This window comes from Moraxella lacunata (genome assembly GCF_900453205.1).
GTDB classification, from domain to species: Bacteria; Pseudomonadota; Gammaproteobacteria; order Pseudomonadales; family Moraxellaceae; genus Moraxella; species Moraxella lacunata_B.
Window position 1 is genome coordinate 393,259 of record NZ_UGQU01000002.1, and the last position, 15,988, is coordinate 409,246.

Annotated in this window: 12 protein-coding genes and 1 CRISPR repeat array; of the genes, 10 read left to right on the forward strand and 2 right to left on the reverse strand. The window is 45.2% G+C overall.

All coding sequences use genetic code 11. The features are described from left to right. Window positions 1–20 precede the first annotated feature (20 nt). The 9 genes from csy3 (at window position 21) to DX073_RS07385 (ending at window position 10,298) form a co-directional block, all read left to right on the forward strand. Complete coding sequence (csy3, locus tag DX073_RS07345; protein ID WP_115007037.1) at window positions 21–1,013, forward strand: type I-F CRISPR-associated protein Csy3; 993 nt, start codon at window positions 21–23, stop codon at window positions 1,011–1,013. A 2-nt stretch (window positions 1,014–1,015) separates the two neighbouring features. Further along, window positions 1,016–1,615: a type I-F CRISPR-associated endoribonuclease Cas6/Csy4 gene (cas6f, locus tag DX073_RS07350; RefSeq protein ID WP_258556900.1), complete on the forward strand. Its 600-nt coding sequence runs from the start codon at window positions 1,016–1,018 to the stop codon at window positions 1,613–1,615. Window positions 1,616–1,792: 177 nt separating this feature from the next. Then, a CRISPR array of direct repeats spans window positions 1,793–2,060; the repeat unit is 28 nt; unit sequence ATTCCACATCGCATAGATGACTTAGAAA. Between the two features lie 356 nt (window positions 2,061–2,416). Next, window positions 2,417–3,067 carry a histidine phosphatase family protein gene (locus DX073_RS07355; RefSeq protein WP_115007041.1) on the forward strand — a complete coding sequence of 217 codons (651 nt, stop codon included), beginning with the start codon at window positions 2,417–2,419 and terminating at the stop codon, window positions 3,065–3,067. Between the two features lie 553 nt (window positions 3,068–3,620). After that, a complete protein-coding gene (gene gyrB / locus DX073_RS07360) occupies window positions 3,621–6,056 on the forward strand; it encodes a DNA topoisomerase (ATP-hydrolyzing) subunit B (protein WP_115007044.1) in 2,436 nt (811 codons plus the stop codon). 75 nt (window positions 6,057–6,131) lie between these two features. After that, window positions 6,132–7,160: a transcriptional repressor TCF25 family protein gene (locus DX073_RS07365; protein ID WP_115007046.1), complete on the forward strand. Its 1,029-nt coding sequence runs from the start codon at window positions 6,132–6,134 to the stop codon at window positions 7,158–7,160. Window positions 7,161–7,260: 100 nt separating this feature from the next. Next, entirely contained in the window at window positions 7,261–7,998 is a 738-nt protein-coding gene (locus DX073_RS07370) for an IS1096 element passenger TnpR family protein (protein ID WP_115007048.1), read from the forward strand. Window positions 7,999–8,032: 34 nt separating this feature from the next. Next, window positions 8,033–8,632 (forward strand): 2OG-Fe(II) oxygenase, encoded by a 600-nt coding sequence (locus DX073_RS07375; RefSeq protein WP_115007050.1) that lies wholly within the window; start codon window positions 8,033–8,035, stop codon window positions 8,630–8,632. A gap of 11 nt (window positions 8,633–8,643) precedes the next feature. Beyond that, window positions 8,644–9,429 carry a hypothetical protein gene (locus tag DX073_RS07380; protein ID WP_115007052.1) on the forward strand — a complete coding sequence of 262 codons (786 nt, stop codon included), beginning with the start codon at window positions 8,644–8,646 and terminating at the stop codon, window positions 9,427–9,429. A 2-nt stretch (window positions 9,430–9,431) separates the two neighbouring features. Further along, the gene (locus tag DX073_RS07385; RefSeq protein ID WP_115007054.1) at window positions 9,432–10,298 is read left to right on the forward strand and encodes a DMT family transporter; all 867 of its coding nucleotides are present in this window, start codon (window positions 9,432–9,434) and stop codon (window positions 10,296–10,298) included. Window positions 10,299–10,348: 50 nt separating this feature from the next. On the opposite strand, the gene DX073_RS07390 is transcribed toward DX073_RS07385, so the two are convergent. Beyond that, window positions 10,349–12,871 (reverse strand): TonB-dependent receptor, encoded by a 2,523-nt coding sequence (locus tag DX073_RS07390; protein ID WP_115007055.1) that lies wholly within the window; start codon window positions 12,869–12,871, stop codon window positions 10,349–10,351. Between the two features lie 181 nt (window positions 12,872–13,052). Between DX073_RS07390 and dapE the strand changes: the two genes are divergently transcribed. Beyond that, complete coding sequence (gene dapE, locus DX073_RS07395; RefSeq protein ID WP_115007058.1) at window positions 13,053–14,231, forward strand: succinyl-diaminopimelate desuccinylase; 1,179 nt, start codon at window positions 13,053–13,055, stop codon at window positions 14,229–14,231. A 71-nt stretch (window positions 14,232–14,302) separates the two neighbouring features. On the opposite strand, the gene DX073_RS07400 is transcribed toward dapE, so the two are convergent. After that, entirely contained in the window at window positions 14,303–15,976 is a 1,674-nt protein-coding gene (locus tag DX073_RS07400; RefSeq protein ID WP_115007060.1) for a peptide ABC transporter substrate-binding protein, read from the reverse strand. Between the last annotated feature and the right edge of the window lie 12 nt (window positions 15,977–15,988).

The following is a 15,988-nucleotide window of genomic DNA, read 5'->3' on the forward strand; positions in this document are numbered from 1 at the left end:
ACCCAATAAAGGAAATTGTCATGACCCTAAAAACCCCTTCCGTGCTTGCTTTTGAACGCAAACTTGACATCTCGGACGCAACCTTTTGGCAAACCAATGGTAAAGACAAAATGCCTGTACTTGTCCAAGAAAAGTCCGTGCGTGGCACAATCAGCAATCGCCTAAAAAACGCCATTGCCAGCGACCCTGCCAAGCTGGACTCTGAAATCCAAAAGGCAAATTTGCAAACCGTGGATGCAAGTTTTTTGGACGAGTCGTGCGACACGCTCATCACTCGCTTTACGGTCAAGGTACTGCCCTTTGACGGCAAAGCCAACGTCTGCAACGAACAAGCCTACCAAAACGCCCTGCTTGATGTGGTGCAAGCCTACAAAGACGAACACGGATTTGATGAGCTTGCCAGACGCTATGCCTACAACATTGCCAACGCTCGCTTTTTGTGGCGAAACCGCATGGGGGCGGAGTCGGTGTCGGTGGTGGTAACGCTTGGCGATGAGTCGGTGAAATTTGCCAACGCTCGTGAATTGTCGCTCAACAATTTTGATTATCAAGATGACAAATTGGCTCGTTTGGCAAGCTGGATAAAAGGCGGACTCATGGGCGATAAATTCACCATTTTGACGGTGGAAGCTCATGCCAAAGTCGGATTTGGACAAGAAGTGTATCCGTCCCAAGAGCTGATTTTGGATACAGGCAGTAAAAAAAGCAAGGTGCTTTATCGTGTGGGCGACACGAGCCAAAACCGTGCCGGTATGCACTCACAAAAGGTCAGTAACGCCATTCGTACGATTGATGATTGGTATCCAAATGCCGAGTTTCCTGTGGCGACCGAGCCTTATGGAGCGGTTACGACCCTTGGCACGGCATTTCGTCAGCCCAAAGAAAAGCAGGACTTTTATAGCTTGTTTGACGGCTGGGTTAAAGACGGCAAAATCCCAAGTGACAACGAGCAACACTACGTCATGGGCGTATTAATTCGTGGTGGCGTGTTTGGCGAAAGCGGTAAGGAATGAGCATGGTTTATCAAGAAATTACCCTAATCCCAAACGATGACATACCGCCCTATGCGATATGGAGCAAGCTCTACAACCAGCTTCATATCGCTCTTGCGGACGTGGCAAATGGGCATGGCATCAATACCATTGGCGTAGCATTCCCTGATTATCGCTACAGCGAGCAGTACGACAAAGGCACGCTCGGCAGTCGCTTGCGGGTGTTTGCCCCAAGTCGTGATGAGCTTGATAAGCTCGATTTACCCCTACGCCTGTCTCGCCTGTCTGATTATGTACATATGAAAGCGATAGCGGATGTTGGCGAGCGAGCGACAGGCTATGTGGTGGTGGAGCGTTATCGCCATTATGACTTGGGCAAGCAGGTGGAGCGGTTTGCTGATTTTAAAAATTTGACAGTGGAGCAGGCGTTGGAGCATTGCCTTGCCCACAAGAAAAAAGCCAAAAATTACCCCTTTGTCCGCCTAAAAAGCGAGACCAACCAACGGCAGTATCATCTGCATATCCGCCAATATACGGTCGCCAAGCCACAAACGGGGGTGTTTAACACCTATGGCATTACTAACATTAATGACGAGACCAAGGCAAGCGTTCCGCATTGGTGATTGGGGTTGGTTGTGCCAAAATAAGGGGCATGATACAGGTTTACACTCTTTATTTTTTGACTATTTAAAAACTTGATAAAAATCAAACACTTATAAAAAGGCGAAAAAACATTGGGTAAACGCCCAAAATATGGCTGTAAGCCTTGATATAAGTGGGTTTTATGTTGTATAATTCTTATTCCACATCGCATAGATGACTTAGAAAAAGCACACCTGCGATGATAGCTATCCACATGAATTCCACATCGCATAGATGACTTAGAAACAAATTTGTTTGTTGCCATGCAAGGCAATCATATTCCACATCGCATAGATGACTTAGAAATCCTGATGGTTATATTTGGCTCGACCACCATCATTCCACATCGCATAGATGACTTAGAAAGAGCAAATCTACAACAGCATAACCAAGGGCAAATTCCACATCGCATAGATGACTTAGAAATTTGGTAGTGGTCTAAAAAGTATGCTGAACTAGGTTTTCCGTTCGCCCTGAGCCTGCCTGCGGGTAGGAAAACCGTTAGGTTTCCCAAGCTCACCACGAACGGTTTTCTTTGTAGCATACTTTTTGAACCAGAGCCTTATTTTTTACATGAAAAATGACTATCCGACCACTTATTTTAAAAAATTACACCCAACAAACTTGATGTTTACTACGGGTTTGTAAAGGTATGCTAGCCTTGTAGAGTGCATACCACACCACTCAAACCCACGCCCATTCATTGCATTTTTCAGATAATCACGCTACAATCATCATACTGCCAGTCCCAAAATCAAGCATAAGCCCAAACCCAAACCGCCATGAAAAAATTCTACCTAATCCGCCACGCCCAATCCGAATCCAACGCAGGACACGCCATTCGTCCAAACCATAAGATTGCCATTACCAAGCTCGGACAAGCCCAAGCGACAGACGTGGCGGACTGGCTCATCACACACGCCCCCATGCCTGATAAGGTTTTTGTGTCGTCCTATATCCGCACGCACCAGACGGCACAGCCTTATTTGGATAAGACGGGCATGACCCCTGTACAGATTGATGATTTAAGAGAGTTTAATTACCTAGATTATGAGCATATCAAGGATTTGACATTGCCCCAAATCGTCAAAATGGCGGACGACTACTGGGCAAATAATGACAAAACCCACACCGACAGCCCCACAACCGATAATTTTACAAACCTTGCAGAGCGTGTTAAGGCGGTGCGTGATGCGTTTGATGCTTTGCCAGACGGCACTTATGTAGTCTTTACGCATGGTATGTGGCTAGGTATGCTCATGTGGCAACTTGTGCTTGGCTATCATGGGGGCGAGTGTCCACGCCTGTTTAATATGATAAAATTTAGAGAGTTTGAACTTGCCGTCCGCCCCAAAAACTGTGAAGTCTATCTGATGATAAGCGATGACGGACATAGTACGATAAGCAAGGTAAGAGCTAGGGGCGATGATTGATTTTGAATTTGTAAGAAAATACTGACAAAACTTTGCGATTTTTGCGTATTTTCTTATGGTTACCGTTTTGGCATAATACACTCATCAGCAAGGAGAGGGTACACGGACATACCAACACGGATGAACGCTGATATTATGGATAGAAGTTATGGACACACGGAGAAACATCTCCTATACAGCAAAACCGCAAATGTTTATTTGCGGTTTTGCTGTTTTTGGGCTAAAAGTTATTTGGTTGGGTTGTCTTGGGGTTATCACCATGGCTTGTCTTGATAAATGAACTGATGATACATACACTCTACAAAATGAAAAAGTGCTACGGTTTTTCGTTCGTGGTGAGCTAAGTCTAACCATGACGGAAACCGACCCGCAGGCAAGCTTGTGGCAAACGTTTTTCGTAGTAAAATTCAATTTTGTTAGCTTTACATATATAAATAGCGTTTCACGTGAAACATCATCGCCAGGCCAAGCCTTTTAGCTGTGCTTTTTTGGGCAAAAAATGCTATAATAACCCACATTTTTCAAAGAATTAGGCGTATGCCAAAGGATTTTTATGAGCGAGCAACTTCCTACCAACGACTACAATGCCAGTAGCGTGCGAGTTTTGCGTGGATTAGAAGCGGTGCGAGTCCGCCCTGGTATGTACATTGGCGACACCGATGACGGTTCGGGCTTGCACCACATGGTGTTTGAGGTGGTGGATAACGCCATTGACGAGGCACTCGCTGGGCATTGTGATGAAGTGCTTGTTACCATTCATGCCGATGAGTCGGTGTCGGTCATGGACAACGGACGGGGCATTCCTGTGGACATTCACCCCGAGGAGGGCGTGTCGGCAGCTGAGGTCATCATGACCGTGCTTCACGCAGGGGGTAAGTTTGACGACAACAACTACAAAGTCTCAGGCGGTCTGCATGGCGTGGGCGTGTCGGTGGTCAATGCGTTGTCTAAGAAACTCACGCTCAATATCTGGCGGGACGGCTACGCCCACACCCAAGACTACACGGACGGCGTGCCTGATTTTCCCCTAAAACGCCTTGACAAAACCGACAAAAAAGGCACCGAAGTTCGCTTTTATCCAAGCGATGAGATTTTTACGGGGACGATTTTTGATTATGATATTCTTGCCAAACGCTTGCGTGAATTGTCCTTTTTGAACTCGGGCGTGCGTATTGTGCTGACCGATGAGCGAGACGGTACGCAAAACATTTTTGAGCATAAAGGTGGACTTGGCGAATTTGTCGGCTACATCAATGACGGCAAACAAACCCTAAACGACATTTTTCATTTTACCGCCCAAAGCACGGACGGCATTGGCGTGGAAGTCGCCTTGCAGTGGTCGGACAGTTATAATGAAAAGGTTTTGTGCTTTACCAACAACATTCCCCAACGAGACGGTGGCACGCACCTATCGGGCTTTCGCTCGGCTCTGACTCGCTGTCTGAACGCCTATATGGACAGCGAAAACATCGGCAAAAAAGAAAAAGTAGCGGTAACAGGCGATGACGCTCGTGAAGGGCTTGTGGCGATTGTGTCGGTCAAAGTGCCAGACCCCAAATTTAGCTCACAGACCAAAGACAAACTTGTATCCAGCGAAGTCAAATCTGCCGTTGAAACGGCCATGCACGAAAAGCTGTCCGAGTTTTTGCTTGAAAATCCAGCGTCCGCCAAAGCAATCGCAGGTAAAATCCTAGACGCAGCTCGTGCAAGAGAAGCGGCTCGTAAGGCTCGTGAGATGACACGCCGTAAGACCACGCTAGACATCGCAGGACTACCGGGTAAACTTGCGGACTGCCAAGAAAAAGACCCTGCCTTATCCGAGCTGTACCTTGTGGAAGGGGACAGTGCAGGCGGGTCTGCCAAGCAAGGACGTAGCCGAAAAACACAAGCCATTTTGCCATTAAAAGGTAAAATCCTAAACGTGGAGCGAGCCCGTTTTGACAAAATGCTGTCATCTGCCGAAGTTGGCACGCTCATCACAGCACTCGGCACAGGCATTGGCAAGGATGAGTACAATCCCGACAAACTTCGCTATCACAAAATCATCATCATGACGGACGCTGACGTAGACGGCTCGCACATTCGCACGCTACTGCTCACGTTCTTTTTCCGTCAAACGCCAGAGCTGATTGAGCGTGGGCATATCTACATCGCCCAGCCCCCACTTTATAAGGTCAGAAAGGGCAAGCAAGAGCTGTACCTAAAAGACAATGACGCTCTAAAATCTTATCTACTCTCGTCCACGATTGACGACAATCAACTGTTTTTGAGTAAAGATACCCCCGCCATTCGTGGCGAGGCGTTGGAGAGTCTGTTGAATGATTATAGCCTTGCTCAAAACACCAAAAACCGCCTAAGCCAAAAATATCCTGAAAGTCTCATCGATGCCCTAACCTTTGTGCCAAAGCTAGAAAATGAGATGCTAAAAGACAAAGTGGCATTGCAGGCATGGGCGGACAAATTGCTTGACGTGCTAAATGACAAGGCAAGCGAGCTTTTGCCACAGGTGAGCCTAGAGGCTGTGGGCGGCGCGGACAATGAAACTACCCAAACATTTTTGCCAAAAATCACCATTTTTGTGCATAAACTGCCCCAGTATTATACGCTTGACCCCTTATTTGTCAATTCGGGCGAATATGCCAAATTGTTAAAATTATCAAGTACTTGGAACACGCTACTGACCGATGAGAGCTTTATCAGACGGGGTGATAAAGATTTTGCGGTCAAAGATTTTGACCATTTGTGGGAGCAGTTTATGGCGGAGGCTCGCCGTGGACTTGCCATTCAGCGTTATAAGGGCTTGGGTGAGATGAATGCCGACCAGCTTTGGGAGACGACCATGGACCCCGAAAACCGCAATATGCTCAAAATCACGATAGAAGATGCCATTGAAGCCGACCGCCTGTTTAACTGCTTAATGGGCGATGAGGTTGAGCCAAGACGGGTGTTTATTGAAGAAAATGCGTTGAATGCGGATATTGATACGTGATGACTTAATGGCTTAATGACATGGGGCGAGATATTCGCCCTTTTGTAAAATCAGATTAAAAAAACAGGAGTTGTTATGAGAGTTTGCTCTACATATGTTTCTAATGATGGCGGTGATTGGCTGTTTCATTATCATGATTCTGCCAACAATCATGAGCCAAAACCCCAAACCATGGCAAGATTTCAAAACGAATTGCCTGAGGTGCTTGCGTTATTGGACAAAGAAGACATCAAGTCCGAAGAAAAAGCCTTTGAATTATTCATGGAAAAAATGCTGACCGACAAGGATTTTTTGGACGATATTAGCATGGACATGCCCCAGGCAGACATTGACATGGATAACGCCTTAGAAGAGCTATTCAACAGCCACAACACCAAAACCGAAGACAAAGCCTACCAAAAGATAGACAAACTTTGTGATAAATACCCCCAAAGAATTGACTTTTTGTATAACGCCTACGAATTTGCCCCAGATTGGTTTGTAGACAAAGGATTTATGCGACTAAACATGGCGGTACTCATTGGGCTTAACGCCTTGGCACAGGCAGGATTTGATTGGCAAAAAGATGAGTTGTACTGGGGATTTGTTGAAAACCGCCCCTTTCTGCGTGCCTACGCTCGCTACGCCCAAGAAATCATGGAGCGATATCATGACATAAGACAAGTGATGTTTATCCAACAGCGTTTGTTAAAAGCCTGCCCGACCGACAATCTAGGCATACGCCATGAGTATGTCCAATCCTTATTATTTTGCAAAAAATACAAAGAAGTCATCAAATTATACAAAACCTACCCCGATGATTTTGACCCCAGTATCGTTTATGGTGTGGCGTTTGCGTCATGGCAATTGGGGCAAAAAAGTGCCGACAAATACCTAAAAAAAGCCATCCAAGAGTTTCCTTTGTGTGCCAAAGAATTATTAAAAAAACGCCACACCATGCCATCAGACGGCTATGCTCATGGTGGTATTATGGTTGGCAGTCCTGCACAGGCTTATGAGTTTTGGCAACAGTATGGGCAGTTTTGGCAAAAAGATGCGTTGGACTGGCTAAAACAGCACACAAGCGAGCAGGACAAAAAACCAAAATCACCCAACAAAAAATAAATGGTACTATGGGGTGGGCATGCCTTTGGGCAATGTGATTCGCCCCGACACGCCCAAATTTTAAAATCATCTTAAATCCACAACATCAAAGGAAGCCCCCATGAACACCTACCGCCTAAAAATATCCTTAGTAGAACCGCATTACCCCATTAACGAGTTGCACCGCATTGTCGAAGTGTCGGGCAATATCCGCTTTGATGAATTGCATCAAGAGATATTTCGCCTGTTTGAACGCCATGACGAACATCTGTGGCAGTTTTTTATCAGTCGGGGCAAAATGGACAGTTTTAATAAGCTGTTTAATGATTGTCATGAACACGTTCTGCTGGACGACAGTTGGCAGTTGGATGATGACTTATTTGTCAGCGAAAACAAAATCTACCCCACATCAACCACGCTAGATGAGCTAAATTTAGCCGAAAAAGAATACATCTATTATTGGTTTGATTTTGGTGATGATTGGCTGCATCGCATTCGCATTGAAAAAATCACCCAAAGCGATGACGCTGACAGCTACCGCTTTACCGTCATCAAAGCCGTGGGCGAGATGCCACCCCAATATGCCGATGAGTCTGACGAGTTTGTAGATACACCCTTTGACCCAAATAACATCAGCCCTGAGCTGGATTTTGAGCTGTCCTTGTTGTCCGCCATGATGCTTATCGTGGGCGACCCAACCAATCCGACACGCTTTGGTGATTTGGTGGAGGCAGGCATTGCCGATGAAATGCTAAAAAGAGAGCTTATCAAGCCTTGTGTGAGTCTCACGCATAGAGTACAACTGACCGCCAAGGGCGAGAGCGAGCTTGTGCGTGCGATGGAGATGCTTGGGATTTGATTTTGATATTTGGCATTTCGCATAGGAATACACCATGACAACCACACCGTTTGCCATCGACTGGCACGCCCTAATAGACCCCAAACTTGACAACTTTATCGCCACAGGCACGATGGTGCTTGATGACGTCTTTGATTCTGAGAGCCTGTCCGCCTTACAAGATGAGAGCGGTTTTATCGACTATAAAGAAGCCAAGCTCGCACATGGCGAGCGAGAGACCGCCATTCGTGGCGACAGCATTCGCTGGATTGATGAGTCCTGCCCTGTGGGGTCGGCATATCTTGGGGCGATTGATGAGCTTGGGCGGTATTTTAACGCCACACTATACACAGGCATTCGCTCATCAGAAGCTCATTATGCCTGTTATCCTGCGGGCTTTGGCTACAAGTGGCACAAAGACAACCCCAAAGGGCGAGACGAGCGAGTGATTTCGGCGGTGTTTTATTTAAATGACGAATGGGGCGAAAATGATGGCGGTCAGATTACTGTGATTGACAAAAACGAAAAAACGCATCAATTATTACCCAAAGCCAATCGTTTGATTATTTTTGATAGCAATTTATTACATCAAGTGGAAATTACCCATAAAACCCGCTATTCTATTGCCACTTGGTTAAGACGGGATTTGGCTTAAAGGATGGTTTTATGCTACATCATAACGATATTTTAACCAAAACAAAAACCATAACTCAAAACACACAACTAAAAGAGCGTGTCAGCGAGTTATTTATCATTGCATTGACAACGGGTTTTCATCGTGGATTAACGCCCATTTCTAATTTTTATGCAATGTGGCAAATTCCAGAACACGATTATCAGCCTTTGATTTATGATAAAGGTTACTTGCATTATGAATTAAATGAAGTGCCTTGTCATATTTGTGGACTGACCAAAACAAGCGATGAAACTGATGATTTTACAGATTTGGAAATTGGGCGAACCGAGTTAAATGCTTGGTATGAAGGTTATTATGATTTGTTATATATTGATAATTTAATCAAAAATCCCAATTTGGCTAGCAATAAAGTAGATGAATTATTAATACAGCCTTATTTACCAGAATATGCCAAAGTATTAAATAATTTATTAAATTTTATTGAAAATATGGAAATTGGTAACAGCCCTAGTCAAATAGAAAGCTTGATAAGCAAAGCCAAAATATTACCAAAAAGCAATAAAGCATCTCGGATTTGGCTACTTAGAATTTTATCACAATTAGGTATTTTACCTTGTAAAGAATTTCCAAAATTTCAAGGAATGGCAAATGGATTTTATCCTTATCATCAATATTGTGACTGGGAATTAAAAATGTACGATAAATTTGGTGTAAGGGCTGACCCTGTCTTTCCATTTTCATTATATAGAAGTGGTGATGGTGTAAATTGGGAAATGGCAAAAACCATTTTTCCACAATTAACCAAAATGGAATAATAATGCCTTATATCATCATCGCTTTATTAATTTGGTCAAGTTCATTTACCGCAGGCAAATATGCCTATTCCATGTTTGACCCTGCAATGGCGATTGAACTTCGTTTTATCATCGCAAGTTTGATTGTCTTACCCTTTTTTATCAAAACATATCCTTTGATAGAAAAACGCATTCGCACAAAACTGTGGGGCGTGTCTTTTTTGATGTTTCCTATTGGTATTTTTATGCAGTTTATGGGATTGTTTTACACTTCGGCAAGCAGTGCGGTAGTTGTGATTGGGACGGAGCCGATATTGGTATTATTATTGGGATTTTTATTATTTAAACAAAAAGTAGCGATTTATGATTGGCTGTTAAGTTTAATCGCTTTTATCGGCATTGGCTTATTGGTATTGGGTTCGCAAAATGACGGAGCGGTCAATTTGTTTGGGCTTATATTGGTATTTTTAGCAGGGACTGGATTTGCATTAAGTTTGTATGTTGCCAAAGACATTATGAAACAACTAGATAATAAAGTCTATACTTCGGCAATATTGGTACAAGGAATGATTTTATGCTTGCCTTTATCATTATTTTTAATCAAAGATTGGCAAGTGAATTTTAATTGGCTTGGTTTATTTTCTATTATTTATCTGGGGCTGGGGTGTAGTTGGTTTGCCTATAAACTTTGGAATATTGGACTTAATAAAACTCCCGCCCATATTAGTGGCATGCTCATTAGTTTAGAACCTGTATTTGGCGTGCTACTGGCAATGGTGCTACTGGGCGAGACGATGACGCTGTTGATGGCGGTTGGGAGCGTGCTGGTGATTGGCTCGGCGATGTTATCGACTGTCATTCCGATGATTAAACAAAAACAAGCCCAATAAAGACAATCAAAATCCTAAAACCCCCTTATTTTAAGGGGGTTTTATCGGCTTTAGTATTTTATATTCACCGACACACTCACATTTCTGCCTTGCTGTGGCACAAAGGGCAAAAATGAGTTGTGGATATAGACTTTTTCGTTTAACAAATTATTGCCACGCAACGACCAAGTGGTGTCCACATCGCCAAAATGACGATGATAATCTAAGCCGACATTAAGTAGATTATAGCTTTTGGTGGCATCTTCATTGATATAGATCGGACATAATTTATCACGCCCTGCCTTATGATAAGGGCATTCGCTGTCGTATTTGGCGGCAACCGACTCTGATGTGCGATTTTGGGCAAAGACTTTGCTAAATTCTAGGCTTGATGAAAAATTGCCGTGTTCGCCATTGATTCTAAACCCAAGTCTGTCAGGCGACATTCTAGGGGCGTGGCGGTCAGGGCGTGTGATGGTTTCTTGACCGATGATGGGGCGTTTGTAGATGGCACATTCTTCTTCATAATCTGGGTGCGTTCTGCTCCACCCACAGTCCTCTGGGTCTTCGTAACCGACCAGTTGTCGGTCGCCATAGATGTTGCCGACAAAAATCGGGTCAAATCCATACAATCTGCCACGCACTTTGTCGCCAAATACCGATACTTTGTAATTGGGGTTAAATTGATAGCCAATCTCTAATTCCGCCCCACGAATTTTGGCTTTGGACTGGGTAAAGCGTCTCATGGCAAGATTGCCAACTTTATACAGATTTTCTGGATGGATATAATTGTCAAAGTTATTGCCATAGACACTGCCTTTGACACTCCATTTATCGCCCTTAAAATTTGCCCCAAATTCTAGGTTGTCCGATTTTTCTTTGTTCAGGGCTTTGTTGCCAAACATAAATGAATTGGTCGCCAAATGCTTGCCGTGATAATAAAGCTCCATCGGTGTGGGAATGCGTTCGTTGTGCGAATAAGTCGTATCAAGGCGAAGTTTGGGCGTAATGTCCCAAAGAGCGGTGATGGCGTATGAAGTGGCGTGGTTTTTGTAGGGAGTTAGGTCGGGGTATTCTTGACGAATGCGTCTGCCAAAACTTTTTAGGGTGTGGTCAATCTCATCTAGGTCATAATGCACGCCAATTTTGGTATTCTCGTGGCGGTAGCCTGTTTCAAGCGTTAGATTGCCAAACTTGGCATTGGTTAAGGCAAACAGCCCCAAACTTTCTTGGGTGTTTTCTACTAAGGGTCGCTTGTTGCTTTGTTTTTCCTTAATGCTTGGGATAAGGGCGTGTGTGCGGTTGTGCTGATAATCTGCTCCCCACACCAGTCCATATTTGTCAAACAGCGTATGATGAAAACTTAATTTGCCAAGCCTTGCATCATTGCCATAATACACAGGATTACCCTGCACAAACCGCTCTTTACTGCCTGTCATAATCGGCTTGCCTTCGTCAAATTCAGTGTGCTTATAGTCGCTTTGTCCTAAGTTTAGCTTGATTTTATCCAGCCAAACAAAAGGGTTGTTTAACTCGCCTTGTAGGCTTGTACTACGAGAACGCATTTCAAGCCAAGGGGCTTTGTGGTTGTGGTTGTGCTTATGCCCATAGACATTGTCGTGGCTGTGGGTGGGATCTGCCTCGTGGTCATTACCACAATGAAAATGCAAGGCATCAATCATATCGCTGTCGTCCATCAGGTGCGGATAAATGGTCAGATAATGCCGACCTCGCCCCAACTTAGCATCAGGCTCTAAGATGTGGGCTGAACATTCATCAAATTTGTGGTTATGTCCCACCAGTCCATAATTTTCACGGCGTAAGGTATGAGCAATGCCAAGATAGCCTTGATTGCCAATATAAGATAAGCCGATGGTGTTTGCTTTGGTGTTGTTATAAGAATCTGGCAAATATTTTAAGGTCTCATCATCAAACTTAATGGCAGGCACATTATAAGGATTGGCATCTCGTGCCAAGCCCTCCACACGCATCGCCAAACGACTACCCAATGGAAAAGCGAGCGATGAGGTGATGAGCTTTTCGTCCGATCCCAAGTTAAAGCGAAACAAAGTCTCGCCCTCCACCCCAGACGGCAGACGGCTTGGCACTTTACCGTCTATGACATTGATGACCCCAGCAGGCGAGGCATTTGCGTGCATAAGCGTACTTGCCCCACGCACAAGCTCCACCCGACTGGCAAGCAAAGTATCCACCGATACAGCATGGTCAGGGCTGATATTTGACATGTCCGTTACGCCCAGTGCGTTATTAAGCACCTTCACACGCACGCCCTCTTGCCCACGCACCACAGGGGCAGACGCACCCCCGCCAAAGGGGTTTGAATGAATGCCAAGCTCACCTGACAAGGCATTGCCCAGTGTGGCGGAGCGTTGTTGGAGTTTGGATTTGGAGACGGTGGTGTCAGAGGCTTTTTGATTACCCACAAAGGCATGTCCTTGTACAGGACTGCGATTGAGGGTGATATGCATGTTCTCCAAAACCACGTGAGGTTCACCATTTGGTGTTTCATGAGCAAAAGCGGTGTTGGCTAAGATGGCTAGCACCGCACAAGAAAGCGTTTTATAAGTCCTCATGACCTATCCTCTTCATAAATATTTTAAAAAATAACATGATTAAGTAATATTATAATATTTAAAAATATAATTATACAATATAACATAACAAATAAAAGCTCATTACTTTTATGTAAAAATTTGCTACAATGACATCTGCTTTTTATTTATCCATCAACCATTGACCGACAAGATCGCACCCATGACCCCCACCTTATTCCTTTCTACCGCCCTTTTAAAAGAGCCGTCCATTACCCCCCATGATTTTGACTGCCAAAATATCTTGGCAGAGTTTTTGGGCAAATTAGGCTTTCATTGTGAATTTTTGTATTTTGGCGACCCTAATGACAACGGCAAAAACGCCCAAATTAAAAATCTCTACGCTAAGAAAAAAGGAAGCGACCCTACCGCCCCCCATTTGTGCTTTGCAGGGCATACTGATGTCGTGCCTGTGGGCGATGAGAGCCAGTGGACTTATCCGCCTTTTTCGGCAACGGTGGCAGACGGCTATCTGTGGGGGCGTGGGGCGAGCGACATGAAAACCGCCATCGCCTCATTTTGTGTGGCGTGTGAAAATTTTATCAAACAAAATCCCAACCACAAAGGCGACATCTCCCTACTCATCACCGCAGACGAAGAAGGTGTGGCGATTAATGGCACTGAAAAAGTCGCCCGAGCATTGGCAGAGCGTGGCGAACGCATGGATTATTGCTTGGTGGGCGAGCCGTCCAGCACCAGCGTACTGGGCGATGTCATCAAAAACGGTCGGCGTGGCTCATTAAATGGCAAGCTCACTGTCACAGGCAAACAAGGACACATCGCTTATCCACATTTGGCAGTCAATCCAGTCCACGAAGTATCGCAAGCATTGGCAGAACTTGTGGCGACCACTTGGGATAATGGTAATGATTATTTTCCTGCCACCAGTATGCAAATTTCTAACATCAATGGTGGCACAGGGGCAAGCAATGTTATCCCTAATAGTGTGGAAGTATTGTTTAATTTTCGCTTTTGTACCGAGAACACCGCCGAGAGCTTACAGGCAAAAACCCATGCCATTTTGGATAAACATTTTGGGAGTTCAAAGGCAAATTATACGATTGAATGGAATTTATCAGGCGAGCCGTTTTTGACCCCAAAAGGCGAGTTTGTGGATGCTGTGGTGTCCGCCATCAAGGACGTTACAGGCACGGACAGTAAGCTGTCCACCTCGGGCGGGACATCGGATGGGCGGTTTATCGCTCCGATTATGAATGCCCAAGTGGTTGAGCTTGGCGTACTAAACGACACCATTCATCAGATTGATGAAAAAGTGGCGGTCAATGATTTGGAGAAATTAACGCAAATTTATGGGAAAGTTTTGGAAAGGCTGATTGCATAAGAAACCCATATAAAAAGGGCAAGTGATTCGCCCTTTTTGTTGTACTAATTTTCCTGATTTAAAAACTCACATCACTCAAATGACCAATGGCGGGCTTGCCAGTTGCCAAGAGCATCTTTGGTTGAGTAGCCTTTGACATATGGCTTTACCGCACGCACATTCACTTGATAATACACCCACACATTTGGCACATCTTTGTCCAAAATCGCTTCAAGCTCATGATATACCTTGGCACGCTCTTCGGGGCTGTTGGCGGTGTAGGCGGTTTTTAGTAGGTTGTCATATTCGGCACTAGAATACGCCCCATAGTTGCCCGAGCCTTTGGTTTTCATGACGTTTAGGAATGTGGCAGGGTCGTTGTAGTCGCCACACCATGCCGCACGAGCCATTTGGTGTTCGTGGTTACGGCGACTAGCAAGATAGGATTTCCATTCTTGGTTGTGTAGTTCAATCTTAATAATATTACCCAAAGCTTCTTGCCATAGGGACTGGGCTGCCACCGCCACTTTTTTGTGGTTTTCGCTGGTGTTGTAGAGTAGCTCAAATTTCAAAGGATTTTGCTCGTTGTAGCCTGCTTCTGCCAGCAGTTTTTTGGCTTCGGCAATGCGAGCGGTTTTGTCAAGTTTTTGCCAATCTGGGGTGTAGTTGGGGTTGTTGGCGGTAACTTTTGGGGTCATCTGATAGGCAGGGGTCTCGCCACGAGCCGCCACTTTTTCGGCAATCAGCTCTCTATCCATTGCCAAGGTCATCGCACGGCGAACACGCACGTCATCAAAGGGTGGTTTGTTGACGTTCATTTCATAATAATACGAGCAAAACGATGGTGATGTTTTGACTTCATTTTTGTCAGCTTTGGCAAGAATATCGCTTGGAATGTCGGTATAAGTCACATCAATCTCGCCTGCCTGATAACGAGTGTAGTCCGTCTGCCCAGAATCCACCGCAAGTAGGACCAGATTTGGAATGGCAACTTTGTCGGCATCATAATAATGGGGGTTTTTGGCAAGGACGATTTTTTCGCCCATGACACGCTCTTTGATGATGTATGGACCGTTTACCACGATGTTTTCGATTTTTGACCAGTCATCGCCCAATTTCTCTACCACATTTTTGGGAACAGGTCGCATGGCGGTGTAGGTGAGCATGTCAGGCAAAAACGCCACAGGCTCGGACAGGGTAATCTCAACGGTCTTATCATCAATGGCTTTCACGCCAAGCTCGGTGGGGGCTTTTTTGCCTTCGATGATGTCGTTTGCATTTAAAAACTTGGCATCCGCCACATAGTTGGCAAAGTTGGCAGCTGTCTTGGGGTCAACCATACGCTGAAAACTAAACACAAAGTCATGGGCGGTAATCGGCTCGCCATTTGACCATTTGGCATCACGCAACTTGAACGTCCATACCTTGTTGTCAGCACTCTCCCAACTTTCGGCAATGGCAGGTTCAAGATTGCCATCAGCATCTGTACTGACAAGCCCCACAAACTGCTGACGGGCAAGCCCAGACTCAGGCACACCCCCTGTTTTGTGCGGGTCAAGCGAACCGACTTCGGCACCGTTATTGATAACCAGCGTATCACGGTCGGATTTTGTCGTGTCCGCCTTGGTCTCGCTCGTCTTGTCGGCGGTATCGCCTGTTTGAGCTTGGTTTTGGGGCTGACTGCACGCCCCAAAAAACAGCGGTAAGCACACAGGCAGGGCAAGGGCTAGGGATTTTTTGGAAAATTTAAAGGATTGGCTTGTCATGTCAGCTCCATC